Genomic DNA, 25870 nt, shown 5'->3' with positions numbered 1-25870 from the left:
ATCCGCCCACATAGCAGCTTATCCGCCCTACTGCGCAGTTCGTCGGATAGCCCTCCACTGTTGCCAATGAGAGGGGTACAGTTGCACCATCGAAATGCAAAGGAGGACTCGATGAAAACCATCAATAAAAGCTTCAAGGACACCGTGAAAGAAGTGTGGCACGCCTTTATCGGCATCGGCCGCCACTTCGTGCGCACGCTGGACCATATGTCCTGGCCGGCCATTGTCGCCATGTGCGTGGTGCTCGCACTGTTCCTGACCATCCTGCCGCTGGTGATCACCCTGTTCATCGCCGTGCTGATCGTGAAGCTGGCCATCAACGTTTTCGGGGACAAGAAGCAACATGGGTAACAAGGCGCGCAGCGTGCTCTCCTTTATCGGGGAGATTGGCGAAACCGCCAGCAGCATGTGGTGGGCCTTCTTCGACTGGCTGGCGCAAGTACCGTTGCGCCAGCTGGTGGTGACCTGGCTGCTCGCCTTCCTGCTCGCGCTGACGCCCGTCCTGCAACCGGAACAGGTGGCCTCGTTCATCCTGGTGTCGGCCGGCCTGAAAATCCTGGCGGGCGGCAAGCGCAAGGCCGAGCTGGAGGCCAGCAAGGCCGCCACCCAGGCCGGCAGCGAAAGCCTGGAGCGGCGCCTGGTCGAAGCCCAGATGTCGGCCCTGCAGGCCCAGGTGGAGCCGCACTTCCTGTTCAACACCCTGGCCCTGATCGGCCAACTGATCGAAACCGACCCGCCGGAAGCGGCCAAGATCCACACCCACCTGATCGAATACCTGCGCGCCACCCTGCCCCAGATGCGCTCGCGCGGCAACGGCACCCTGGGCCGCCAGATCCAGATGGCGCGTTCCTACCTGGCAATCATGCAGGCGCGCATGAAGTCGCGCCTGGCCGTCTCGCTGGACGTGCCGCCGGAACTGGAAAGCGCCACTTTCCCGCCGATGATGCTGCAGATCCTGATCGAGAATTCGATCAAGCACGGCCTGGAGCCGAAGATCGAAGGCGGCCGCATCGACATCCGCGCCAGCGCGGACGGCAATGTGCTACAAGTGGATGTGCAGGATGACGGCGTCGGCTTCAACGCCTATGCCGGCGACGGCGTCGGCCTGACCAATGTGCGCGAGCGCCTGAAGCTGATGTACGGCACGCGCGCCCAGTTGCTGATCGAACAGCCGATGGATGGCGGCTGCCGCGCCACGATCCGCATTCCATTCGCACCGGATATTTTCGCCAAGCCCTAAGCCATGACTAGCCAACCCACCGCCACCTGCATCATCGCCGACGATGAAGAGCCCATGCGCGACATGCTGCGCAAGCGCCTGCATGAAGCATGGCCGGAGCTGGAGATCGTGGCCGAAGCCGCCAATGGCATCGAAGCCATTGCGCTGGCCGGCCAGCACCAGCCGGATATCGTTTTCCTCGATATCCGCATGCCGGGCCTGAGCGGCATCGAAGCGGCGCGCATGCTGTTCAACCGCTGCCACATCGTTTTCATCACCGCTTACGACCAGTACGCGATTGAAGCGTTTGAGCAAGGAGCACTGGACTACCTGCTCAAGCCGGTCAACCTGGACCGCCTGAAAACCACCTGCACCCGCCTGCAAGGGCGCCTGGGCAAGTCGCCCAACAACATCGAACGCCAGCTCAGCCAGCTGCTCCAGCAAACCGGCCGCACGCCGGGCAGTGCGGGCATTGGCGGCGCGGCGCCCCAGCCCGAGTACCTGCACTGGATCCAGGCCCAGGTAGGCAACAGCCTGCGCATGATTTCGACCAAGGAAGTGTTGTTCTTTCGCGCCGACGAAAAATACACGCGCGTGCAAACGGCACAGGGCGAATTTCTGATACGCAAGACTTTGAAAGAGCTGGAAGACGAGCTGGACCCGAACGAATTCTGGCGCATCCATCGCTCCACCCTCGTGCGCGTGGATGCAATCGCCGAGGTCACGCGCGACCTGCGCGGACGCCAGATGGTGCGTGTGCGAAACTCCACGGAGGAACTGGAAGTCAGTCGCGGAAATACCCATTTATTCCAGCAAATGTAAGGCGCCCGCGCTCGCTTGCCCCCTGTCCGGTGCTAGTCTATATTGTCCTGACGATGCTGCCATATCAGGGAGATAACGATGACGATTCCAAAGGCTACGCGCGCGACTATCCTGCCTTGCCTGCGCTACCGCGACGCGCCCGCCGCTATCACTTGGTTGTGTAATACCTTGGGCTTCAAGGCATCGCTCGTGGTGCCGAACGAAGACGGCACCATCGCCCACGCCCAGCTTTCCTATGGCAATGGCATGGTCATGCTAAGCTCCATTTTCGACACCGATTTCGGACGCCTGCTCAAGCAACCTTCCGAGATTGGCATGGGCGTCACGCAAAGCGCCTACCTGGTCGTCAACGACGCCGACGAAGTGCACGCACGCTGCGTGCAAGCCGGGGCGCCAATCGAAATGCCCCTGCAGGATGAAGATTACGGCGGCCGTGGTTTTACCTGCCGCGATCCCGAAGGGCATGTGTGGAGCATCGGTACCTATGACCCTTGGGAGCAGTAATGGGACGCACCGTTCACTTTGAGATCCAGGCCAGCGAGCCGCAAGTCCTGATCGACTTTTACGGCAAGATGTTCGACTGGAGCTTTTCCAAATGGGAAGGCGGCGACTACTGGCTGGTCGGCACCGGCGAGGTCGGCGCGCCCGGCATCAATGGCGGCCTGCTGCCGCGCCGGGGTCCGCCGCCGCTGGAAGGGGCTTCCGTCAACGCCTTTGTCTGCACGGTGGACGTGGAAGACCTGGACAAGTCGCTGGTGCAGCTGAAGGAACTGAAAGGCGTGGTGGCCGTGCCGAAAATGCCCGTGCCAGGCGTGGGCTGGCTGGCCTATGCAAAGGACCCGGACGGCAATATCTTTGGCATGATGCAGACCGACGCCAGCGCCTCGTTCGACGCCATGTGATTCAGGCGAGCGCCGTGACCAGCGCGGCGTCCTTCACCTGGGTCGGGCGGATCCTGATCAGGTTGCGGTACAGCGGCGGCAGATGGCTGCACAATTCATGCAACGCCGTTTCCGGCATGGCCGGACGCACATACTGGAACTGCGCCGGATTATTGTGCGGCAGCGCGCCTTCCATCGTGGAACCGTAGGCGCCCAGCGCCATGAAACTCAGGGCGCTTTCGTCCGGGCCGACGGCGAAGACGAAGGTGCCATCTTTCGGGTGGCCCAGGTAGTGGCGCACTTCGGACTGGGTCGCCGCGTCGGCGCCCTCCATCAGCTTGTAGCGCAGTTGCGCGTAGGCGCGCGTGCATTCCATGAAGGCGGTGCGGATCATCGAACTTTGCTGGCGGCCGTGGCAGCACAACAGCAAATTGCCGAAGGAATCCAGCAGCGCCACCGCCTCCCCTTTCCCGCCTTGCGCCTTGTCGCGCGCCATGGCCTGCTGCAGGTAGGGCGCCAGGCCCGCATCCGGCGTGCGCGGGTCGCAGCGATAGGTCAAGGCATCCGGGAAGGCGCGCTTCAGGGCGCGGACAATGAAGTGGTCCGCCGGCAGCGTGGCCGGATCTTTCAGGTCCTGCTGCGGCGGGTCGATATTGAACAGGTCCATCACATTGGCGGACGTCGCCTCGAACACCAGCGAGCAAAGCGCCTGGGTGGGCTCGGCGATGGTCTTGCCGATGAAGAAGGGCTTGGGCGATGCCCCGGCCCCGCGCCGCGCATATGAAGAGGTACCCAGCACCGCGGGATAGGCAAAGGTCGCTTCCGCCTTCGGCTGCAAGGCTGCCGGCAGCGAAGGGAAGAAGGCGGAGCCGTTGTAGTTGATGCCGGCTTTGCCGTCCGGTGCGGCGACGACCACATTGAAGCCTGCGGCCAGCATGGCGCCGGTACACATGCAGCAGGGGTCGAGCGAAGTGACGATGGTGCAGTCTTCCGGCGGCGGCAATTCGCGGCCCTTGGCGCGCTCGGCGAAGTACCAGTCCACCAGTTGCCGCTCGCCGTGCGCGGTGGGGTCAAAGATCAGGCCATGTTTGATGACGTTGTTATGCAGCGCCTTGAGCACCGTGCCGCTGGCGTCGAGCATGACGCCCCCCACGCCGAAAGTACCCTGGGTTTTCGCTGCAATCGCTTCGGACGCCGCAATGGCGACGGCCGTTTGAACGTCGATGGCCTTTTTCACTTTTACTTCTTCAGGTCCCAGCCGCCGAAGGCTTCGGGCAGCAACTCGGCTGCGGTGGTTTCGCGGGTGTCGCCATTCAGGTTGGCCAGCACCACGGGCAGCTGGTTGCCGCCCAGTTCCAGCGTGACCTGGCGGCAGGCGCCGCAAGGAGCGATCGGGTGATCGGTTTCGCCGACCACGGCCAGCTTGGTGAAATCGCCGGGCTGGTAACCCTGCGCGATGGCGCTGAAGAAGGCGGTGCGCTCGGCGCAGTTGCACAGGCCATAGCTGGCGTTCTCCACATTACAGCCGTGGAAGATTTTGCCATCCTTGGTCAGCAGCGCTGCGCCGACCTTGAAGTTGGAATATGGGGTGTAGGCTTTCAGGCGCGCGGCCTTGGCTTCTACGATGAGTTGGTCGTTGTTCATGTTGTCTCCAAACCGGTAAACCAGTGTCTGACCCATAGGGTCAGACACTTCGTCACGCGGCAGTCGCAGGCCAGTGTCTGACCCTATGGGTCAGACACTGGTTTACCGGTTTTAAGGGCGAATAGTACGATAAACAATCGGATTCGCCACCGGCGCCGCATCCGCAATGGTATAGGCAGCCTGCACCTCGCGCACCGCCTGCTCCGCAGCTTCCTGCGTCCGCGCATGCACCATGGCCAGCGGCTGGCCCGCCTGCAACGGCTGCCCCAGCTCCACCAAATCAGTCAGGCCCACAGCAAAGTCAATCGCATCCGTCGGACGGCGACGGCCACCGCCCAGCGACACCACCGCCAGCCCGATATCGCGGCAAACGGTCGACGCAGCATAACCCGCACGCGGCGCCGGCACCGGTACCACGATCGGCGCCTTCTCCAGGTGCTTATCCATATTCTCCACCAGGTCGGCAGGCCCACCCAGCGCAGCCACCATGCGCGAGAAGCGTTCAGCAGCCTCACCCGAATCCAGCGCGTGCTGCAGCTTGGCGCGTGCATCCGCCTCGTTCGCCGCCAGCTTACCCATCACCAGCATTTCAGCGCACAGCGCCATGGTGACTTCATGCAGGCGCGCCGGACGGAACTTGCCGGTCAGGTAATCAATCGCACCGCGCACTTCCACAGCATTGCCGGCCCACGGCGACAGCGATTCATTCATATCGGTCAGCAGGGCCGAGGTCAGCGTGCCCGCGCCATTACCCACCTTGACGATGGATTCGGCCAGTTCAACCGACTTCTCATAAGTCGGCATGAACGCGCCGGAACCTGCCTTCACATCCATCGCCAGCACGTCCAGGCCGGCGGCCAGCTTCTTCGACAGGATGGAGCCGGTGATCATGGCCACCGATTCCACGGTCGCGGTCACGTCGCGGATCGAGTAGAAACGCTTGTCGGACGGCGCCAGCGAGGCGGTCTGGCCGATGATGGCCACGCCGACGTTCTTCACCACGTCACGGAACTTTTCGTTGGTCGGGACGGTGGAGTAGCCGGGGATGGAGTCGAACTTGTCCAGGGTGCCGCCGGTGTGGCCCAGGCCGCGGCCGGAGATCATCGGGACGAAGCCGCCGCAGGCCGCGATCATCGGGCCGAGCATCAGGGAGACCACGTCGCCCACGCCACCGGTGGAGTGCTTGTCCATCACCGGACCTGGCAGGTTCAGCGATTTCCAGTCCAGCACTTCGCCGGAGTCGCGCATAGCCAGGGTGAACGCCACGCGCTCGTCCATGGACATGTCGTTGAAGAAGACGGCCATCGCCAGCGCGGCGATCTGGCCTTCGCTGACGCTGTTGTCGGTGATGCCTTTGACGAAGAATTGGATTTCTTCTTTGCTCAGCACGCCACCGTCGCGTTTTTTACGGATGATTTCCTGGGGGAGGAACATTTTTTTATCTCTTTCTTTTTACTTCAGACCCGGTAAACCTGGGTCAGACCCAAGGGTCAGACCCTTGGGTCTGACCCGGCTTTACCGGGTTTAAACGCCGTAAGGAATCCAGATATTCTTAACCTGCGACGCATGCGCCAGCACAACACGACCGCCCGCCTGCGCGGTCGAGAACCAGTCACGGCCCTTGGCGCCACCGGTCCAGGTACGCTTCAGCGACGCAGCCGACAGCTTCTCCACTTCCGCGCAGCCAGCCGCCGAACCGTCATGGCGCCACACAGCATCCACATCCGCGTGCGACGCCAGCGTGCGCGCCAGTTCATCCGCCGAACCGGTCACGATATTCACCACGCCGCCCGGCAGGTCCGAGGTATCGAACACCTGGTACAGGTCAGTCACCGACAGCGGATACGCCTCGGAAGGCACGGCCACCACGCGATTACCCACGGCGATAGCCGGAGCCACCAGCGAGATAAAGCCCAGCAGCGGATTCTCATTCGGGCACACGATACCGATCACGCCAACCGCTTCATTCAGCGCCACGGTGATGCCGTGCATTGGCGGCTGATGCGCCAGGCCGTCGTACTTGTCGGCCCACGCCGCCCAGTAGAACAGGCGCTCGATGGAAGCTTGCACTTCCTTCTCGGCGTTCTTGGTGCCGGTCTGCGCAGCGATACGCTCGGCGAATTCCGCGCCGCGCGCGGCCAGGTTTTCAGCGATGTAGTACAGCACTTGCGCGCGGTTGTGCGCAGTCGCCTTGGTCCAGCCGGTCGCCTTGTGCGCGGCTTCCACAGCGTTGCGGATATCCTTGCGGTTACCCTCGCCCACTTCGCCCAGGAACTTGCCGTCGGCGCCGTGGATGGCGCGCGAGTACGCGCCGTCAGGGCGGGCCTGCTTGCCGCCGATGTACAGCTTGGCCGTGCGGTCCACGGCAAACGGATCGGCCGATGGGGTGAACTCGGTTTCCGGTTTGGCAGGCTTCTTGAAGGTCGGCGCCGCCGGACGGGCATCTTCCGACACCGGCACCAGGTACTCGAACATGCCTTCGCGGCCGCCTTCACGGCCGTAGCCGGATTCCTTGTAGCCGCCGAAACCGCAAGCAGCGTCGAACTGGTTGGCGGTGTTAATCCACACCACGCCGGCCTTGATGGCAGGCGCCACGTCCAGCGCCAGCGAAATGTTCTCGGTCCAGACGCAGGAAGCCAGGCCGTACACGGTATTGTTCGCCAGCTGCACCGCTTCAGCCGGGGTACGGAAGCTCATCGCGACCAGCACCGGGCCAAAGATTTCAGCCTGCGCCACGGCGGCCGAAGTCGACGCGCCGGTGATCAGGGTTGGCGGGAACCACGAACCGGTTGCAGGCACTTCGCAGCCGGCCGGCTGGTACACCTCGCAACCTTCGGCGCGGGCGGAGTCCACCAGTGCGGCGATGCGCTGCTGCTGGATCGGATCGACCAGCGCGCCGATATCCATCGACTTGTCGAGCGGGGAACCCAGGCGCAGGTTGTCCATGCGCGCTTTCAGTTTTTTCAGGAAGCGCTCCTGCACCGACTCCTGCACCAGCAGGCGCGAACCGGCGCAGCAAACCTGGCCCTGGTTGAACCAGATCGAATCGACCAGGCCTTCCACCGCGGCGTCCAGGTCGGCGTCTTCGAAGACGATGAACGGCGACTTGCCGCCCAGTTCCAGCGACAGCTTCTTGCCGGTGCCGGCGGTGGCTTCGCGGATGAGGCGGCCCACTTCGGTGGAGCCGGTGAAGGCCAGCTTGTCGATGCCCTGGTGCGCCACCAGCGCTTCGCCGGTACGGCCGTCGCCGGTCACGATATTCACCACACCGGCAGGCACGCCGGCCTGCACGCAGATGTCGGCGAACAGCATCGCGGTCAGCGGCGTGAATTCAGCCGGCTTGAAGACGATGGTGTTGCCGGCTGCCATGGCGGGAGCGATTTTCCACGCCAGCATCAGCAGCGGGAAGTTCCACGGCACGATCTGGCCGACCACGCCCACGGCGCGGTGGCCCGGGAACTCTTCGTCCAGCAGTTGCGCCCAGCCGGCATGGTAGTAGAAGTGACGCGCCACCAGCGGCAGGTCGGCGTCGCGGGTTTCGCGGATGGTCTTGCCGTTGTCCAGCGTTTCCAGCACCGCGAACAGGCGCGCATGCTTTTGCATCAGGCGTGCGATCGCGTACATGATCTTGGCACGGCCATGGCCGCCCAGCGCCTGCCAGGCCGGCAGCGCTTTGCGCGCGGCGGTGACGGCGCGCGCCACATCGACCGCGCTGGCCTGGGTCAGGTCGGCCAGGTGCGAGCCGTCGGCAGGATTGATGCTGGCGAAGGTTTCGCCCGGCTCGGTCCACGCGTTATCGATAAACAGGCCGAATTTGCGGGAGCGCTGCTCCAGCCACGCTTGCGCTTCTTTCTGGCTTTCTGGTGCAGGGCCGTAGTCCATGGTGTTGAGGATCTCGTTAATAGTTGGCATGGCGGTGTCTTCTTATGGTTGCGCGTGGCGATGGGCGGCGGAGTAGTTGCCGGTCACGTAGTGCTCCAGCTGGCGCTCGATGTCGGTCAGCAGGGAGGAAGCACCGATACGGAACAGGTGCGGCTCCAGCCATTCATTGCCCAATTCTTCCTTCATCACGGTCATGTACTGCAGCGCCGCCTTGGCGGTGCCGACGCCGCCCGCAGGCTTGTAGCCCACCTTGAAGCCGGTGCGCTCGTGGTATTCGCGGATCGCGCGCACCATCACCAGCGATACCGGGATGGTGGCGTTGACGCCTTCCTTGCCGGTCGAGGTCTTGATGAAGTCAGCGCCTGCCATCATGCAGACCCAGGATGCCTTGGCCACGTTTTCCAGGGTGACCAGGTCGCCGGTGGCCAGGATCGCCTTCACGTGCGCTTCGCCGCAGGCTTTGCGGTACGCCAGCATCTCGTCGTACAGGGCTTGCCAGTTGCCGGTCAGGACGTGCTGGCGGGTGATCACGATGTCGATCTCTTTGGCGCCGGCAGCCACCGACAGTTCGATCTCGCGCACCTTGGTTTCCATGCTGGTCAGGCCGGCCGGGAAGCCGGTCGACACTGCAGCGATAGGCAGGCGGCCTTTCAGCACCGCGTCGGCGTGCTGGATCATCTCGTGGTACACGCAGACCGCGCCGGTCATCAAGTTACGCTCTTGCAGGCCCAGTGCTTCCACCAGGTCCTGGCGCAGCGGGCGCATGGCCTTCATGCACAGGCGCTCCACGCGGCCCGGGGTGTCGTCGCCGGCCAGGGTGGTCAGGTCGATCAGTTCGATCGCTTTTACCAGCCAGGCAGCCTGGTACTCTTTCTTCACGGTGCGGCGGTTCGCCAGCGATGCGGCGCGGCGGTCCGCGGCGGCTTTGTTCACGTGGATGTGATTCAGCCAGCCCAAATCAAGGCCAATGGCCTCGTTGCGCTTGAAGTCGGTAATGATGGTCATAGCAGGTTGGTTCCGTTGGAAAGAGGTTTCACGCCCAGGTGATGCGCGATGGTCTGGCCGATGTCGGAGAAGGTCTCCGAGATGCCGAGCGACTGCGGCTTCACATTCGGGCCGAAGAACAGCACAGGAATATGTTCGCGGGTGTGGTCGGAGCCCGGCGCGGTCGGATCGCAGCCGTGGTCGGCGGTGATCACGCACAGGTCGCCGTCTTTCAGGTTGGCGATGAATTCAGGCAGGCGCGCATCCATTTCGTGCAGCGCGTTCGAGTAGCCCGCAACGTCGCGGCGGTGGCCGAAGTGCATGTCGAAATCGACGAAGTTGACGAAAGTGAGCGACTTGTCGCCCGCTTCGCGCTGCGCTTCCAGCAGCTTGTCGAACAGCGCCATATTGTCCGGGCCCTTCAGCACGCGGCTCACGCCTTGCGCGGCGTAGATATCGCTGATCTTGCCCAGTGCGATCACCTCGCCGCCTTCGTTCTTCACGTGGTCCAGCAGGGTCGGCGCGCTTGGCGGCACGGCGTAGTCGTGGCGGTTGGCGGTGCGCTTGTAGTTGCCGTTCGCGCCCAGGAATGGGCGGGCGATGACGCGGCCGATGTTGTACGGCTTGACCAGCTCGTAAGCCTTTTCGCACATATCGTACAGGCGCTCCAGGCCGAAATGCTCTTCGTGGCATGCGATCTGCAGCACCGAGTCGGCCGAGGTGTACAGGATCGGCTTGCCGGTGGCGACGTGCTCGTCGCCCAGGTCGGTGATGATGGTGGTGCCGGAAGCGTGGCAGTTGCCCAGGAAGCCCGGCACGCCGGTCAGTTCCTGCAGCTTGTCGGTCAGCTCTTTCGGGAAGGACGGCACTTCTTTCGGGAAGTAGCCCCAATCGAACAGCACCGGCACGCCGGCGATTTCCCAGTGGCCGGACTGGGTGTCCTTGCCGGTGGACTGTTCGCGTGCAGCGCCGTAGGCGCCGGTAAAGCCCTCACGCAGATTGAAACCGGCAGCCCATTCGCCCGACGCGGTATGCGCGGCGGCGGCCAGGCCGATTTTTTCCATGGTGGGGAGGGACATTGGCTTGCCTTCGCTGGCAGCCCATTTGGCGATGTGGCCGAAGGTGTTATAAGCCTGGTCGCCGTATTTGGCGGCATCCGGCGTTGCGCCGAGGCCGAAGGAGTCTAACAACAGGATGAATGCACGGGACATGGGTGCCTCTCTTGAAACCATAAATTCGGTGTCTGACCCACAGGGTCCGACACCTGTATGCCACGGCCGCTGGCCGTCGATCTTCCTGTGTCTGACCCCGTGGGTCAGACACAGGTTTACCGGTTTAGGCCTTAGGCGATTTGCCGACGTTCTCCAGGAACTGCAAGATCAGCTTGATCAGCGACTCCGCGCCGATGGCGGCGTACTTCAGGGTCTGCTCATGCGACAGCTGGAACGGCGACAGGCCCTCAGCCAGGTTGGTAATGACGGACACGCCCACCACTTTCAAACCGCAGTGACGCGCAGGCACCACCTCCGGCACCACCGACATACCCACCACGTCCGCACCCAGGGTCTTGAACGCGCGGATTTCAGCTGGCGTCTCAAAGTTCGGGCCAGGATAGGCAATGTACACACCCTCATGCAGGGTGATCGACTTCTCCGCAGCGCTGGCCTGCAGCAGCTTGCGCAGGTCCGCATCGTAGGCATTCGCCATCGAGAAGAAGCGCGGGCCGAAACGTTCATCGTTCGGGCCGATCATCGCGCTGCCTGGCAGGAAGTTGATATGGTCGTTCAGCGCCACCAGCGAACCGGCGTCCACTTCCGGACGCAGCGAACCCGCAGCATTGGTCACGAACAGCATCTCGCAGCCCAGCAGCTTGATGGTGCGCACGGCGGAGGTCATCACCGCCGGACCGTAGCCCTCGTAGAAGTGGCCGCGGCCTTTCAGGCACACCACCTGCACGCCTGCCAGCGTGCCCATCACCAGCTGGCCGGCGTGGCCGTGCACGGTGGAGATCGGGAAGCCTGGCAGCTCGTCAAAGCTGATCGACACGGAATCGGTCATCTGCTCGGCCAGCACGCCCAGGCCGGAGCCCAGGATCATGGCAACGCGTGGCTGGAAATTGGCCGGCATGCGAGCGCGGATGATAGCGGCTGCCTGGAAAGGGGTATTGGAAGACATGGAGTTCCTCGTTTTTGTAATCTTTAGGTGAGCTGGCCAGAACAGGCCTGTGAACGTACCACGACACTATGCATCATCGACTATATGTATGGCAAATACCATTTTTCTTTATTATTTATATGCAAGCGATATAAATCTAGGTTTATTATAGGGAGGCCTTCCGTTTGACAGGCAACAGACAAATGTTTAGCATCGCAAACAAATGTTTATAGCGAGCTTTTCGTGAGCGATCTCTCCCGCAAGGAACAGCTGTACCAGCTGATCCGCGCCAATCCCTTCATCTCCCAGCAAGAGCTGGCGGAGCAGCTCGCCCTGTCGCGCTCGGCCGTGGCCGGCCACGTCGCCAGCCTGATCCGCGAACGCAAGCTGCTCGGCCGCGCCTACGTGTTGCGCAATGAACGCACCGTACTCTGCATCGGCGCCGCCTGCCTCGACCGCAAGCTGCGCCCGCACGCGCCGCTGCAAATGGCCACCTCCAACCCGGCTTGCGCTGAGGAAAGTTTCGGCGGCGTGGCCCGCAATATCGCCGCCAACCTGGCCCAGCTCGGCCTGCCCTGCTCCCTCCTGACCGCCCTGGGCGACGATTCCTCCGGCCGCGCCCTGCGCGCCCAGGTGGAAGCGGCCGGCATCGGCATGGAAGGCAGCCTGCAGGTCAACGGCATTGGCAGCGGCACCTACACCGCCGTGCTGGACGCCTCCGGCGAAATGGTGGTGGCGCTGGCCGACATGGCCATCTTCGATCAACTGACACCGGGCTGGATCGCCAGCCGCCAGCCGCAGCGCAACGCCGCCGGCATGGTGGTGGCCGACCTGAACCTGCCCGTGGAATCGGTCGCCATGCTGCTGGCCGACGCGCGCGCCTCCGGCGTGCCGCTGGTGGTGGTCGCCGTGTCGCAGCCGAAAATGGCGCGCCTGCCGCACGACTTGCAAGGCCTGTCGCTGCTGATCCTGAATCGCGGCGAACTGGAAACCCGTGCCGGCCGCGCCCTGCCGACCGAAGCCGACGTGCAGGCGGCCTGCCACGAACTGCAAGCGGCCGGCGCGCAGGACATCATCGTCACCTGCGGCGCCAGCGGCGTCTATCACACCCTGGGCCAGGCCCTGCACTGGCTGCCGGCGCACGACGCGCAGGTGGTCGACGTGACCGGCGCCGGCGACGCCTTCTCCGCCGCGGTGGTCTGGTCGCTGCTGCAAGACCCCGCACACCTTACCCTGGCCTGCGAGCGTGGCTTGAAAGCCGCCGCCATTACGCTGGCCAGCCCACACACCGTATCGCCGGAACTGAGCGCAGACCTGCTCGCCGCCGCGCTTATCGAGGAGTAAACCATGCACCAATTCCTGTCCTTCTCCCCTGAAGTAGCCCACGCCCGCGCCACCGGCCAGCCGATCGTGGCGCTGGAATCGACCATCATCTCGCACGGCATGCCCTACCCGCAGAACGTGCAGACCGCGCGCGAAGTGGAACAGATCATCCGCGACGCGGGCGCGGTGCCGGCCACCATCGCCATCATCGGCGGCAAGATCTGTATCGGCCTGACCGACGAGCAGCTGGAGCAGCTGGGCAACTCGCCGGACGCCATCAAGGTGTCGCGCCGCGACCTGGCCTACGTCCTGTCGCAGCACAAGCTGGGCGCCACCACCGTGGCCGCGACCATGATCTGCGCCCAGCTGGCCGGCATCAAGGTCTTCGTCACCGGCGGCATCGGCGGCGTGCATCGCGGCGCCGAAACCAGCATGGATATTTCGGCCGACCTGCAGGAACTGGGCCAGACCAATGTGGCCGTGGTGTGCGCAGGCGTGAAGTCCATCCTCGACATCGGCCTGACGCTGGAATACCTGGAAACCCACGGCGTGCCGGTGGTCTCGGTCGGCCAGCCCGGCTTCCCGGCCTTCTTCACGCGCGAGAGCGGCTTCAATGCCGACTTCCAGCTCGATACCGCGACCGAGCAGGCATCCTTCATCGCCACCAAGTGGGCGCTGGGCCTGAATGGCGGCGTGGTGGTCTCCGCGCCGGTGCCGGACGCGGACGCCATGCCGAAGGACGAAATCGACGCCATCACCGTGCGCGCCCTGCAGGAAGCGGAACAGAACGGCGTGACCGGCAAGAAGGTCACCCCCTTCCTGCTGGCCCGCATCAAGACCCTGACCGAAGGCCGCAGCCTGATGACCAATATCGCACTGGTGAAAAACAACGCGCGTGTCGGCGCAGCCCTGGCGCGTGCGCTGCAGGAGCATCCATGTCCATCGACCTGAAGCAGTTAAAGTACTTCCTGGCCGTGGCTGAAGAGAAGAGCTTCAGCCGCGCGGCGGAACGCCTGCATATTTCGCAGCCGCCGCTGTCGCAGCAAATCATGAAGCTGGAAGCGGAGCTGGGCGTGAAGCTGTTCGCGCGCACCACCCGCACCTTCGAACTGACCGTGGCCGGCAAGGCGCTGATGCAGGAGGCGTCCGACCTGCTGGCAAAAATGCGCATGACCATCGACACCGTGCGCCAGATCGACCGCGGCGAAGTGGGCCGCCTGCGCGTGGGCATCGTCGGTTCGGCGATGTGGGGCCCGATCCCGTCGATGCTGGAAGAATTCCAGAGCAAGTACCCGCGCGTGACCTGGACCATCCACGAATCCGGCCCGACGGTGCAGTACGACGCGCTGCGCGCCAAGCAGATCGACGTCGGCTTCTGGCGCGAGCCGAAGCTGGACGACGACGAGCTGCGGCGCGATAACCTGAAGCAGGAGCTGTGCTTCAAGGAGAACGTGTGCGTGGCGGTGAACGAGCACCATCCGCTGGCGAAGATGGATGCGATTGAGCTGATGGATATCGCCGACGAGCCGATGCTGACCCTGGCCCTGGACAAGTCGGCCTTCCCGCGCTACCTGATCCAGTGCTGCATCAACGCCGGCTTCCACCCGGAGATTTTCCAGGAAGCGCACGAGCCGCAGACGCTGCTGGCCATGGTCGGCGCCGGCCTCGGTGTCACGCTGATGCCGGAAACCACCGCGCGCATCGGCTGGCCCGGCGTGGTGTTCCTGCCGATCCGCACCAACGCGCCGTCGGCCAACCTGTACATCACCTACACCACGCTGGACGACGCACCGGTCGTACGCGCCTTCCTCAACATCCTGCGCCCGCCCAGCGCCTAAGCCCCGCCGTCCGCCGAACAGGGGTCTGACCCTTGGGTCAGACCCTGCTTTCCGGGTTTCAAAGATACCCCGCACTCCTGAGCCAGTCGCGCCCCCTGTCATCCAACGCAGCACGGATGACTTCGGGCGGCAAGCTATACACCGTAGCCCAGGTCGCCCGACCATCCGCCGCAGTCGACGGAAAACTGACCGTTTCAATCGGCCAATAGTATTTACGTTTCAACGCCCTGACGATTGCTGCAAGCGTCACGCGTCCACGCAGCGGCTCACGACCTGTCTGGTCAACGTTCGAGAGCAGTACCGCAAGCACAGCACCACGCACCGTCCGTGGGCCCGGGAAAATGGGAGGTTTAGCCATAGTCTAGTGCGTCGCGCCTGCGGCAACCGATGTGTCGCGCGAAACGGCGAGGGAAGTTTGCACGGCGATACGCAAGCCCTCGATCATCTGCGCCAGCGACATGCTGGCCATGCCGGGGTGGCGCGCCGCCTGCTCCGGCAGGTAGGGAATATGGATGAAGCCACCGCGCACGCCAGCGCGGTCGGCCAGCGCATGCATCAGGCCATAAAACACGTGGTTGCAGACAAAGGTGCCGGCCGTCTGCGACACGGAGGCCGGCAAGCCAGCCGCCCGCAGCGCAGCCACAACCGCCTTGATCGGCAGCGTGGAGAAATAAGCCGCCGGGCCGCCAGGCACGATCGGTGCATCGACCAACTGTTGCTCCGCATTGTCTTTGATCGGCGCATCGTCGACATTGATCGCCACCCGCTCAACGGTCAGGTCGACGCGGCCGCCCGCCTGCCCCACCGCGATCACCAGCACCGGCCGCACCTCATCCAGCAGCGCAGACATGGCCGCATTCGCCGCGCCGAACACGCAAGGCAGCTGGCGCGCGACGACACGGAACGCCTCGTCCCCGGCGCCGCCCTGCCAGCCATCCAGCGCCCGCACGGTCTCCCAGGCGGGATTGATCGGTTCCTTGTTAAACGGCTCAAAGCCGGTCAGCAGCACAGTCTTCATAGGAGGAAGTACAAAAGGATAATGTTCGCGCCGAGCAGCGGCAGCGCGGTAGGGATTTGCGCCTTGATCACGGCATTCCGGTCCGGCAGGTCGAGCAGCGCGGTCGGGATGATGTTGAAGTTGGCGGCCATCGGCGTCATCAGGGTACCGCAATACGCGCTGAACATGCCAATCGCTGCCATCACCGCCGGGTTGCCGCCATACTGCGCCACCAGCACCGGCACACCCACGCCGCCCGCCATTACAGGGAAAGCGGCAAAGCCATTCCCCATCACAATCGTGAACAGCGCCATGCCGATGCAAAACAGCGCAACCGCCGCCAGCTTGGAGTCGGCGCCTACCAGCCCGGTGGACACCTGCGCCACCGCCTTACCCACGCCAGCCTCGCTAAACAGCAAGCCTAGCACCGCCAGCATATGCGGCAGCACAATCGACCAGCTCATGGCATCGACCAGGCGGCGCGCCTCGCGGCCAGCCTGCAGCGGTGTGGAACGGGTCAGCCAGCAAGCGACAGCCACTGCCGCCACGGCGGCGCAGCCCAGGCTCACCAGCGTCAGGTGCTTTGGGTCCAATACGAACAATTCACCGATGCGCACGTCTTTCAACAAGGTGGCGCCGGCCATGGTCACGGCAGGAATCACCAGCGCGGGGATGAACAGGCGGTGCCGCAAGCGTGCGGCACTGGCGCGGCGCGCATCATCGGGCAACACATCTGGCTTGCCGCTGCGGACACCGCCAAAGCCGGCCAGCACCGCCATCACGATCATGGCCAGGCCCGCCATGGCTGGCGGCAGGCGTTCGCCGGCCAGGTAAATCATGGCATACAGCGCCCAGAACAAGCCCGTGGTCCAGCGGCGCGGGTTGCTGCGGTCGCCGAACGACATCAGGGCGACCATCGCCAGCATGATGCCGAGCAGGTAGTAAAAGTATTCGACGCGGATGATCATGCGACGCTCCTGCGCAGGTAGCGATCCAGCCGATTCAGGTTCCAGGCGTGGATGATGAAAGCGCAAATGGCAGTAGGAATGCCCCACAGCGCCATATGCAGCGGATCGACTTCGATCCCCTCCGCGCGCAGCACGGTTTGCATCAGTACGATGGCGCCAAAGGCGACAAATATATCCTCGCCGAAGAACAGGCCGACATTGTCCGTCGCCGCCGCCATGGCGCGAATGCGGTAGCGCTGCTCCTCGCCAAGCGTCTTGCCCTGCGCGGCAAGCTGCACCTCCGCCGCGCCCTCCGCCATCGGCGCCACCACCGGCCGCACCATCGAGGGGTGGCCGCCCAGCGCAGTCAGCCCCATGGCGGCCGACGTTTCACGCACGAACAGGTAGACGATCAGCAAACGTCCCGCCGTGGCCGAGCGCACACGCGAAATCGCCGCCTGCGCATGCTCGCGCAAGCCAAAACGCTCCAGCAACCCGATCGCGGCCAGCGGCAGCAGGTAGATCATCGGCAGGTTGCGCGTTTTGACGAAAGCCGTGCCGAGCGAGGCAAGCAGCGCCTCCACCGGCATCAAGGCCGCGAAGCCCGTTGTAAAGCACGCCGCCACGACCACCAGCACCGGGTGCAGCCGCAGCAGGAAACCAAGCACGATCACGGCCACGCCAAGCAGCGGCCACATATTCACAGCAGTTTGCATTACCCCTCCCCCAAGGAGGCACCATGATACAAAAAAAAACGCGCACCGAAGTGCGCGTTGTTCACAGGGAGTGTGAATCGGTCAGAAGGTAGCCTTGAACTGCACGCCGTAAGTGCGTGGCTCGTTCACGATACCGGTCAGGTTGTTGATCGAAATCGCGCCCAGGGCCTGGATACGGTTGGTGATGTTGCGGCCGTATGCGGCGATTTCGTAGTTATCCCACTTGTAGCCAATGCGCAGGCCGCCTTCCAGCAGGGACTTGGCCTTGTACTCAACCGCTTCGTACAGGAAGAAGTTGTAGGTGCTGCGGTAAGCCCAGTCGGTGTAGGCATACAACTCGCCGTTACCGACAGCGGTGCTGTACTTCAGGCTGAAGTTATGCTGCCAGCGCGGTGCGCGCGGCAGGTCGTTGCCATTCAGGCTGGCGGTCAGCGGGAATGGGCCTTGCGGATCGAGCACGGTGCAAATCTTGAAGCCGCCGCCGCAATTGGAATCGAAGACTTTCGCATCCTTGATTTCGGTGTCGTTGTAGCTGCTGCCGAAGGTGCCGCTGAAACCGTAGCCCAGGTTGGCCTGCAGGTCCAGCTCCACGCCCTGGCCGGTCACCTTGTCGGCGTTGATCAGGCGGTTCATGTTGACGGCGCCGCTGCCTGCGGTCAGCTGCTTGTCATCCATGTCGTAACGGAAGAAAGTCAGCGAAGCGCGTGCGCGGCGGTTCATCAGGTCAGCCTTCACGCCGAACTCGTAGGACAGCGCCTTCTCGGCCTTGGCCATGGTTGGCATGTCGCCGATGCCGTACAGGCGGCCCTGCATGGAGGGCGCGCGGTAACCGGTCGCGATGCGGCCGAACAGGTTGATGTCCTTATCCAGGGTGTAAGTGCCGCTCAGGTCCCAGCTCACGTTGTGCGACGTATCGGCCAGGGTCTGGCGCCAGACAGGCTTGTTCGGTTCAATACGCTGCGCAATGAAGTCCTTCTTGTCGGTCGTGTAGCGCAGGCCGGCACGCATCTTGAAGTCGTTGCTGACCGCGTAATTCAAGGTACCGAAGGCGGCCCAGGAACGCGCGTCCTGGAACTGCTGCGTGTACTCCGGGTTCAGCGAGCTGTTATTGAAGGTATTGAAGCTGATCGAATCGATCTGGATGTTCTCGTTGAAGAAGAACAGGCCGCCGATCCACTGCAGAGGACCCTTGCCGTTCGATTCAGCACGGAACTCCTGCGTGAACTGACGGTGGTTCGGCATCAGGTCAGCCGTCTCCAGCGGGAACGGGATACCGCCGAATGGGCCCACCGGCGGGTTGAAGTCAGCACCATAGCCGCCATCCACGTCGGCGCGGCTGTACAGGTCCAGTTTTTCGTAGCCGGTAATCGAATGCAGGGTCACGTTTGGCAGGTCCCAGCGCAGGCGGATGCTGCCGCCGCGGGTCTTCAGCCACTGGTTGTTGAAACCGTCGCTCGGGTAGGAGTAGTAATCGAAGCCGTCCACCAGTTCATTGGTGCCTTTTTTCAGGATATTGGCGCGGAACAGCGTCGCGGTGGTATCCATATTGCGGGCGTGGATATTGAACAGCGCCGAGAAATCCTTGCTAGGCTTGACCAGCGCTTGCAGGCGCACGGCGTGATCGTCATAGCCTTCGAAGTCCTGGGTGCCGGTCGGGCGTGGATTGTGCACGCGGTCGTCGCGGTGCTGGCTCTGGGCGGAGAAGCGGAACGCCAGGGTGTCATTCACGGGCAGGTTGAAGGCGCCTTCCAGGTTGCGCATGCCTTCCTTGCCGAAACCGATGTTGGCATAGCCCTCGGTCTTGCCGAGCACTGGCTTGGCGGAGTCGAACTTGATCACGCCAGCCGGCGAGTTACGGCCGAACAGGGTGCCTTGCGGGCCGCGCAGCACTTCGATCTGGTCCACGTCGAACACCGGGAAACCCTTCAGCATCGGGTTTTCCATCACGATATCGTCCATTACCAGGCCCACTGGCTGGGAGGCGTTCAGGTCGAAGTCGGTGTTACCCAGACCACGGATATAGAAACGCGGGAAAGTACGGCCGTAATCGGACTCAACCGACACGGAAGGCGAACGGCCGTTCAGGAAACGGATGTCCTGGCCGCCGGAGGTCAGCACGTCCAGCTTCTCGCCTTTCACGGTGGCAATTGCCATCGGCACATCCTTGATGTTCTCGGCGCGGCGCTGGGCGGTAACGATCACGGTTTCCAGCTGGCCGGGCTGTTTTACTTCTTCAGCTGGCTGCTGCGCTTCCTGGGCGCTAACGGAGTGGAGGGGAAATGCACCGGCGACGGCCAGAGCGATCAGGGAATGCTTGAGGCGTTTATCCATACCCAATGTTCCTATCTTTAGAGAAAAGTAACGGAATGTTGCAATGGCGCGGATGCTAGCACGAAAGGATTGAAGCGAAGTTGCTTTCGAATCAAGTGTTATTTAGTTGCACTGGATATAAATAAGCAAGTAAAAACGTATTTGCCATACATATAGCGCCTGTTGCATAGTAACGAACCACGAATCCATGCCCTGAGAAGCGGATTCAGCCAGACGAATGCGTGTTTGCAGTTTGATTACGTGCCCAAGAATTAATCAAGGGTACATAGTGAAAATTTGCATTAGTATGTTGTTGGCAAGCTACATGGTGCCGTGGCTTGCTTTGGCGCGAAAAAGCGTCCGAGGCACTCCATAAAAATATACAATATCGAACTTCCACGGAGCCCTTACATGAAAATCAAACAACTTAGCATGATGATCGCCGCAGTTGCGGTTGCAGCCAGCGCGAACGCGGCTGATCCGAAGCTGGGCATCGTGTACGACGCCGGCGGCAAGTTCGACAAGTCGTTCAACCAGTCCGCATTCGAAGGCGCCGAGCGCTTCAAGAAGGACACCGGTATTAAGTACATTGAAGTCCAGGCGAGCAGCGACACCCAGGCAGAGCAGGTGATGCGCGGCCTGGCACGTAAAAAGCTGGACCTGATCGCCGCCATCGGCTTCGCCCAGACCCAGGCGGTGCAGAAAGTCGCAAAAGAATTCCCGAACGTGAAGTTCGTGCTGATTGACGGCGTAGCCCAAGGTAATAACGTCAATTCCGTGACGTTCAAGGAAGAAGAAGGTTCCTACCTGGTGGGTGTGGCCGCTGCCATGGCCTCCAAGACCAAGAAACTGGGCTTCATCGGGGGCATCGACATTCCGCTGATCCGCACTTTCGCCTGCGGCTATGCCCAGGGCGCCAAGTCGGTCGACAAGAAATCCGAAGTGATCTCGAACATGGTCGGCACCACCTCCGCCGCCTGGAACGATCCGGCCAAGGGTGGTGAGCTGGCGCGCGCGCAGTTCGACCGTGGCGTGGACGTGGTGTTCGCGGTGGCCGGCGGTTCCGGCATGGGCACCCTGCAGACCGCCAAGGAAAAAGGCAAGCTGTCGATCGGCGTCGATTCCAACCAGAACCACCTGTACCCGGGCTCCGTGCTGACCTCCATGGTCAAGCGCGTGGATAACGCCGTGTACGACTCCTTCATGCAGATGAAGAACGGCACCTGGAAGGCCGGCGTGACCGCCAAGGGCCTGAAGGAAGGCGGCGTGGATTGGGCGCTGGACGCGCACAACCGCAAATTGATTACCCCAGAGATCGAAAAGAAAGTATTGGGCGCGCGTAAGGACATCATTGACGGCAAGACCAAAGTCATCGATATCCGCACCACCAATGCCGCCTGCCCGGCCTAACAAGCAGTTCCATTAAAAAGAACGCGCCGACGGGATATCCCGTCCGGCGCGTTTTTCAGTAAATAAGACCGAAAAATCCTTATGACGCCAGCAGTAGAATTCCGCAATATCTCCAAGCACTTTGGGGCGGTAAAGGCGAATACGGACGTCAGTTTTTCCATCGCCAAAGGGGCCATCCATGGCCTGGTGGGGGAAAATGGCGCCGGCAAGTCGACCTTGATGAGCATCCTTTACGGCTATTACCGCGCAGATGGCGGTGAGATTCTGCTGGACGGTAAGGTGCAACACATCCACAACTCGCACGAGGCGATCACGCTCGGCATTGGCATGGTGCACCAGCACTTCATGCTGGTCGAGAACATGACCGTGCTGGACAACGTGATGCTGGGCAGCGAAGGCGGTTTCCGCCTGCGCGAACACCGCGCCGCCGTCGAGAAAAAGCTGCGCGAAATCTGCGAACGCTACCGCCTGGACGTTGATCCGCTGGCCACCATCCACGACCTGTCCGTGGGCGCCCAGCAGCGCGTCGAAATCCTGAAGCAGATCTACCGCTCGGCCAACATCCTGATCCTGGACGAGCCGACCGCCGTGCTGACCGCGCAGGAAACCGAATCGCTGTTCGAGATCCTCAAGCTGTTCAAGGAACAAGGCAAGACCATCATCCTGATCACCCACAAGCTGCAGGAGATCAAGGACATCACCGACACCGTGACCGTGATGCGTGGCGGCCGTGTGGTCGGCGCCGTGCAGACCGCCGACACCAGCAAGGAAGAACTGGCGCAGATGATGGTCGGCCGCCCGATCGAAAACAACCTGCCGCGCGGCGCCTACAATCCCGGCAAGCCGGTGCTGGAAGTGCGCAACCTGCAACTGGCCGACGACAACGGCGTCAAGCTGCTGCAGGACATCGGCTTCACCCTGCGCGCCGGCGAGATCGTGGCGATTGCCGGCGTGTCCGGCAACGGCCAGTCCGAGCTGATGGAAATCCTGTCCGGCATGAAGCTGCCGACCTCCGGCGAGGTGGATTTTGAAGGCAAGCCCCTGCCCTTCGCCGGCCGCAGCGACGCCGACGGCCTGCCGACCAAGTTCCGCGAACTGGGCATTGGCCACGTGCCGGAAGACCGCCTGCGCGACGGCGTGATCAAGGCCTTCTCGGTCATGCACAACACCTTCTTCGGCTACCAGGACAAGGTCAAGAACAAGTGGGGCCTGATCGACTTCAAGGGCATCGCCCAGCGCTGCGCCGGCCTGCTGAAGGAGTTCGACGTGCGCCCGGCCAATCCAGACCTGCGTATCGGCCTGCTCTCCGGCGGTAACCAGCAGAAGGTCGTGATCGCGCGCGAAGTGCTGGCCAAGCCCAAGCTGATGCTGGTCGGCCAGCCGACCCGCGGCGTGGACATCGGCACCATCGAATCCATCCACACCCAGCTGCTCGCCCTGCGCGACCAGGGCGTGGCGATCCTGCTGGTATCGGTGGAACTGGAAGAAGTGCGCGCCCTGGCCGACCGCATCCTCGTGATGTGCGGCGGCAAAATCACCGGCGAACTGAAAATCGACGAATTCGACACCACCCGCATCGGCCTGCTGATGGGTGGCATGCAAAAACACTGACCATGACCACTAACGATCTGCCACGCTGGGCAACCGGCTTTGTCCTGCCCATCCTCAACCTGCTGTCCGCCATGCTGGTGGCCGCGCTTGCCATCCACCTGATGGGCGAAGACCCGCTGGAGTCGATGCACATCCTGATCAACAGCGCGATCATCAACCCGGAAGGTTTGAGCTACACCCTGTTCTACGCCTCGACCCTGGTCTTCACCGGCCTGGCCGTATCGATCGCGATGCAGGCCGGCCTGTTCAACATCGGCGCCGAAGGCCAGATGTACTTCGGCGGCCTGGGCCTGACCCTGGCCCTGCTGGCGTTCGACGCCTCCCTGCCCTGGTTCCTGCTGATCCCGGTCGGCATGCTCGGCGCCGCCCTGTTCGGCGGCCTGTGGGCCTTCGTCCCCGGCTACCTGCAGGCCAAACGCGGCTCGCACATCGTGGTCACCACCATCATGTTCAACTTCATCTGCGCCTCGCTGATGAACTTCGTGATCGTCAAGTACCTGATCCCGCCGGGCGAACAGAACACCGCCTCGCGCGTGTTCTCGGCCGCGGCGGAGATGCCTCGCCTGAACGACTGGTTCCCCGTGCTGGGCGAAACCCCGCTGAATATCAGCTTCTTCCTCGCCCTCATCGCCCTGGTGGTGTACGGCGTGGTGATGAACCGCTCCGCCTGGGGCTACAAGGTGCGCGCGCTGGGCCTGAACCAGCACGCCGCGCACTACGCCGGCGTGAAGATCAGCGCCATGATCATCATTGTCATGCTGATTTCCGGCGCGCTGGCCGGCTTGGGTGCGGTCAACTCCATCATGGGCTCGACCCACTACCTGTCGCTCAACTTCGTCGGCGGCGCCGGCTTTGTCGGCATCGCCATTGCGCTGATGGGCCGCCAGCACCCGGTCGGCATCCTGCTGTCGGCCATCCTGTTCGGCGCCCTGACCCAGGGCGGCTTCGACCTGTCGCTGGAAAAACCGAACATCCCGACCGAAACCTTCATCTTCATCCAGGGCTTGATCATCTTGTTCTGCGGCGCCATGGAATACCTGTACGCCCCAGTCCTCATCAAGCTGCTCAAAGCACGCAAAGGTTAAGACCATGATTTTCGAAGATCTCCACCTGGGCTCCATCCTCGTCTCCACCGTGCGCAACGCGCCGGTGCTGATTTTCGCCGCCATGGCCGGCCTGTTCGCGGAACGCTCCGGCGTGATCGACATCGGCCTGGAAGGCAAGATCCTGGCCTCCGCCTTCGTCTCCGCCGCCGTCGCCTTCGCCACCAAGAACCCATGGCTCGGCATCCTGGCCGGCATGGGCGTCTCCGTCGCGCTGGCCATGCTGCAAGGCTTCGTCGCCATCACCCAGAAGGGCAACCAGCTGGTCGGCGGCATCGCCATCAACATCGCCATGAGCGGCCTGACCTTCGTGGTCGCGCAATACTTCTTCCAGCAAGGCGGCCGCACCCCCGACCTGGGCGAAGCGCGCCTGTTCGACGTGGTGCTGCCGGGCAGCGCCGCCGTCGAACACATTCCCTTCCTCGGCTGGTTCTACACCAAGCTGATTGGCGGCCACTCGGTGCTGGTCTACCTGGCCTTCATCCTGGTACCGCTGGTGCACTGGTTCCTGTACCACTCGCGCTTCGGCCTGCGCCTGCGCGCCTGCGGCGAAAACCCGCACGCCGCCGACGCCGCCGGCGTCTCCGTGGAACGCACCCGCTACGCCGCCATGCTGATCGCCGGCACCCTGTGCTCGTTCTCGGGCGCCTACCTGGCCATTGTGCAATCGGGCTTCTTCCTGCGCGACATGTCCGCCGGCGCCGGCTACCTGGCGCTGACCGCCATGGTGTTCGGCAACTGGCGCCCGGTCTACACCTTCCTCGGCTGCCTGATGTTCGGTTTCTTCGGCGCCGTGCAGATCCAGCTGGAAGGCGTCGACCTGCCGGTGATCGGCCGCATCCCAGGCGCCCTGATCCAGATGGTGCCGTACGTGGTGACCGTGATCGTACTGGCCGGCCTGATGGCCAAGTCGGTGGCGCCAAAAGCCATCGGCGTACCGTTCGTCAAGTCGCGCTAAAAAATTCGGGGTCAGGTCTGACAATCGGACGGGACGGCCGACCGGTTTTGCTACGCAAAATGTCCGATTGTCAGACCTGACCCCGAATTTTGTTTTATATTGCAAGGTGACTGGGGAGCGCCGCCATGATCCGACGACTGTTGCTGCTTGTACTATGTTGTATCTGCTCTAACCTGCGCGCGGCTAACTCGGAGTTGGTGTTCCCCCAGTACTTCGCGGTCGTCGATAGCCGCAACGAGTTCGACTGGCTCGTGCTGCAGGCGGCGCTGGAACGCACCTCCGCCAGCCATGGCCCCTACTCCATCAGCCCATCGCGCGAGCCGTTCTCCATCCCCCGCATGCTGCAGGAACTGGCCATGCCGGGCGGCCGCATCAACGTCATCGCGCGCGCCAGCGACCGCGAACTCGAATCCCGTTTCCAACCGATCCGCATACCGATCGACCGCGGCCTGATGGGCATGCGCCTGCTCCTGGTGCGCAAGGCCGACCTGCCGCGCTTTGCCGCCATGCGTAACCTGGCCGACCTGAAGCGCTTGAGCGCCGGCCAGGGCAAGGGCTGGGTGGATACCGAAGTGCTGGCCGCCGCCGGCATCAGCGTGGTGGAAACGCCGCGTCCCGGCAGCCTGCTGGGCATGCTCGTGGCGGGGCGCTTCGACTTCTTCCCGCGCGCGCTGGATGAGGCGCCGCGCGAATACGACGCCAACCGCAAACTACATCCCGGCATCGCGATCGAACCGACGCTGATGCTGCGCTACCCTTTGCCGCGCTACTTCTTCGTGCGGCGCGACGCCGAAGGCGACAAGCTGGCACAGCGCATCCGCATCGGCATGGAGATGATGGTGAAGGATGGCAGCCTGGCCGCCCTGTTCCAGAAACACAAAGGCCCGCTGGTGGCGCGGGCCCAAATCGGAAAACGGCGCATCATCGACCTGCCAAACCCCTCGTTGCCGCCGGAGACTCCGCTCCAGCGCAGCGAGCTGTGGTTTAAATAGATTCGGGGTCAGGTCTGACAATCGGACAATCTATGCGCGAAGCGCATAGATTGTCCGATTGTCAGACCTGACCCCGAAT

24 protein-coding genes are annotated in these 25870 nt (G+C 63.0%); 13 read left to right on the top strand and 11 right to left on the bottom strand.

Annotation, left to right across the window (positions count from 1 at the left end; all coding sequences use genetic code 11):
- Window positions 1–111: 111 nt before the first annotated feature.
- From GTP41_RS04525 to GTP41_RS04505, 5 genes are all read left to right on the top strand, one after another.
- On the top strand, window positions 112–351 hold the full coding sequence (locus GTP41_RS04525) for a hypothetical protein (protein WP_161024388.1): 240 nt from the start codon (window positions 112–114) through the stop codon (window positions 349–351).
- Window positions 344–1240 (top strand): sensor histidine kinase, encoded by an 897-nt coding sequence (locus tag GTP41_RS04520; RefSeq protein WP_161024387.1) that lies wholly within the window; start codon window positions 344–346, stop codon window positions 1238–1240. Before GTP41_RS04525 ends, GTP41_RS04520 begins: the two co-directional genes overlap by 8 nt.
- Window positions 1241–1243: 3 nt before the next feature.
- Window positions 1244–2041 (top strand): LytR/AlgR family response regulator transcription factor, encoded by a 798-nt coding sequence (locus GTP41_RS04515; RefSeq protein ID WP_161024386.1) that lies wholly within the window; start codon window positions 1244–1246, stop codon window positions 2039–2041.
- A 78-nt stretch (window positions 2042–2119) separates the two neighbouring features.
- Window positions 2120–2545, top strand: a complete 426-nt coding sequence (locus tag GTP41_RS04510; RefSeq protein WP_161024385.1) for a VOC family protein — start codon at window positions 2120–2122, stop codon at window positions 2543–2545.
- Entirely contained in the window at window positions 2545–2943 is a 399-nt protein-coding gene (locus GTP41_RS04505) for a VOC family protein (RefSeq protein WP_161024384.1), read from the top strand. The genes GTP41_RS04510 and GTP41_RS04505 overlap by 1 nt, the downstream gene beginning before the upstream one ends.
- 1 nt (window position 2944) lies before the next feature.
- Here GTP41_RS04505 and GTP41_RS04500 read toward each other — a convergent pair whose 3' ends face one another.
- The 7 genes from GTP41_RS04500 to xapA form a co-directional block, all read right to left on the bottom strand.
- A complete protein-coding gene (locus tag GTP41_RS04500) occupies window positions 2945–4159 on the bottom strand; it encodes a nucleoside deaminase (protein ID WP_161024383.1) in 1215 nt (404 codons plus the stop codon).
- Window positions 4160–4161: 2 nt separating this feature from the next.
- The gene (locus GTP41_RS04495; RefSeq protein ID WP_161024382.1) at window positions 4162–4566 is read right to left on the bottom strand and encodes a cytidine deaminase; all 405 of its coding nucleotides are present in this window, start codon (window positions 4564–4566) and stop codon (window positions 4162–4164) included.
- Window positions 4567–4677: 111 nt separating this feature from the next.
- Entirely contained in the window at window positions 4678–6000 is a 1323-nt protein-coding gene (gene deoA, locus GTP41_RS04490; protein WP_161024381.1) for a thymidine phosphorylase, read from the bottom strand.
- A 90-nt stretch (window positions 6001–6090) separates the two neighbouring features.
- Complete coding sequence (locus tag GTP41_RS04485) at window positions 6091–8478, bottom strand: aldehyde dehydrogenase family protein (RefSeq protein WP_371867274.1); 2388 nt, start codon at window positions 8476–8478, stop codon at window positions 6091–6093.
- A gap of 12 nt (window positions 8479–8490) precedes the next feature.
- Entirely contained in the window at window positions 8491–9453 is a 963-nt protein-coding gene (gene deoC, locus GTP41_RS04480; RefSeq protein WP_161024380.1) for a deoxyribose-phosphate aldolase, read from the bottom strand.
- The gene (locus GTP41_RS04475; protein WP_161024379.1) at window positions 9450–10643 is read right to left on the bottom strand and encodes a phosphopentomutase; all 1194 of its coding nucleotides are present in this window, start codon (window positions 10641–10643) and stop codon (window positions 9450–9452) included. Before GTP41_RS04475 ends, deoC begins: the two co-directional genes overlap by 4 nt.
- Window positions 10644–10767: 124 nt before the next feature.
- On the bottom strand, window positions 10768–11607 hold the full coding sequence (gene xapA / locus GTP41_RS04470; RefSeq protein ID WP_161024378.1) for a xanthosine phosphorylase: 840 nt from the start codon (window positions 11605–11607) through the stop codon (window positions 10768–10770).
- A 222-nt stretch (window positions 11608–11829) separates the two neighbouring features.
- On the opposite strand from xapA, the gene GTP41_RS04465 reads away from it, so the two are divergent.
- From GTP41_RS04465 to GTP41_RS04455, 3 genes are read left to right on the top strand one after another with little or no spacing between them, the layout of a single operon-like run.
- The gene (locus GTP41_RS04465) at window positions 11830–12930 is read left to right on the top strand and encodes a carbohydrate kinase (RefSeq protein WP_161024377.1); all 1101 of its coding nucleotides are present in this window, start codon (window positions 11830–11832) and stop codon (window positions 12928–12930) included.
- A 3-nt stretch (window positions 12931–12933) separates the two neighbouring features.
- On the top strand, window positions 12934–13860 hold the full coding sequence (locus GTP41_RS04460; RefSeq protein ID WP_161024376.1) for a pseudouridine-5'-phosphate glycosidase: 927 nt from the start codon (window positions 12934–12936) through the stop codon (window positions 13858–13860).
- Window positions 13845–14747 (top strand): LysR family transcriptional regulator, encoded by a 903-nt coding sequence (locus GTP41_RS04455; protein ID WP_161024375.1) that lies wholly within the window; start codon window positions 13845–13847, stop codon window positions 14745–14747. Before GTP41_RS04460 ends, GTP41_RS04455 begins: the two co-directional genes overlap by 16 nt.
- Before the next feature lie 361 nt (window positions 14748–15108).
- Here the strand turns inward: GTP41_RS04455 and pcp are convergent, their stop codons facing one another.
- The 4 genes from pcp to GTP41_RS04435 form a co-directional block, all read right to left on the bottom strand.
- Entirely contained in the window at window positions 15109–15765 is a 657-nt protein-coding gene (gene pcp, locus GTP41_RS04450; RefSeq protein ID WP_161024374.1) for a pyroglutamyl-peptidase I, read from the bottom strand.
- On the bottom strand, window positions 15762–16712 hold the full coding sequence (locus GTP41_RS04445; RefSeq protein WP_161024373.1) for a DUF979 domain-containing protein: 951 nt from the start codon (window positions 16710–16712) through the stop codon (window positions 15762–15764). The genes pcp and GTP41_RS04445 overlap by 4 nt, the downstream gene beginning before the upstream one ends.
- Entirely contained in the window at window positions 16709–17407 is a 699-nt protein-coding gene (locus GTP41_RS04440; protein WP_161024372.1) for a DUF969 domain-containing protein, read from the bottom strand. The genes GTP41_RS04445 and GTP41_RS04440 overlap by 4 nt, the downstream gene beginning before the upstream one ends.
- An 81-nt stretch (window positions 17408–17488) precedes the next feature.
- Window positions 17489–19738 (bottom strand): TonB-dependent receptor, encoded by a 2250-nt coding sequence (locus GTP41_RS04435; RefSeq protein ID WP_161024371.1) that lies wholly within the window; start codon window positions 19736–19738, stop codon window positions 17489–17491.
- A 390-nt stretch (window positions 19739–20128) separates the two neighbouring features.
- Here GTP41_RS04435 and GTP41_RS04430 point away from each other — a divergent pair, with 390 nt between their 5' ends.
- The 5 genes from GTP41_RS04430 to GTP41_RS04410 all read left to right on the top strand — a co-directional run bounded on the left by GTP41_RS04430 (window position 20129) and on the right by GTP41_RS04410 (window position 25791).
- Entirely contained in the window at window positions 20129–21127 is a 999-nt protein-coding gene (locus tag GTP41_RS04430) for a BMP family lipoprotein (protein ID WP_161024370.1), read from the top strand.
- An 81-nt stretch (window positions 21128–21208) separates the two neighbouring features.
- A complete protein-coding gene (locus GTP41_RS04425; RefSeq protein ID WP_161024369.1) occupies window positions 21209–22738 on the top strand; it encodes an ABC transporter ATP-binding protein in 1530 nt (509 codons plus the stop codon).
- A 2-nt stretch (window positions 22739–22740) separates the two neighbouring features.
- Window positions 22741–23823 (top strand): ABC transporter permease, encoded by a 1083-nt coding sequence (locus GTP41_RS04420; protein ID WP_161024368.1) that lies wholly within the window; start codon window positions 22741–22743, stop codon window positions 23821–23823.
- A 4-nt stretch (window positions 23824–23827) separates the two neighbouring features.
- Window positions 23828–24799, top strand: coding sequence for an ABC transporter permease (locus GTP41_RS04415; protein WP_161024367.1), 972 nt, complete (start codon window positions 23828–23830; stop codon window positions 24797–24799).
- Between the two features lie 125 nt (window positions 24800–24924).
- Window positions 24925–25791 (top strand): transporter substrate-binding domain-containing protein, encoded by an 867-nt coding sequence (locus GTP41_RS04410; RefSeq protein ID WP_161024366.1) that lies wholly within the window; start codon window positions 24925–24927, stop codon window positions 25789–25791.
- Window positions 25792–25870 lie beyond the last annotated feature (79 nt).

The sequence above is a fragment of the Pseudoduganella guangdongensis genome (assembly GCF_009857475.1).
GTDB lineage: Bacteria > Pseudomonadota > Gammaproteobacteria > Burkholderiales > Burkholderiaceae_D > Rugamonas > Rugamonas guangdongensis.
This window is presented reverse-complemented; position numbering and strand designations above follow the sequence as displayed.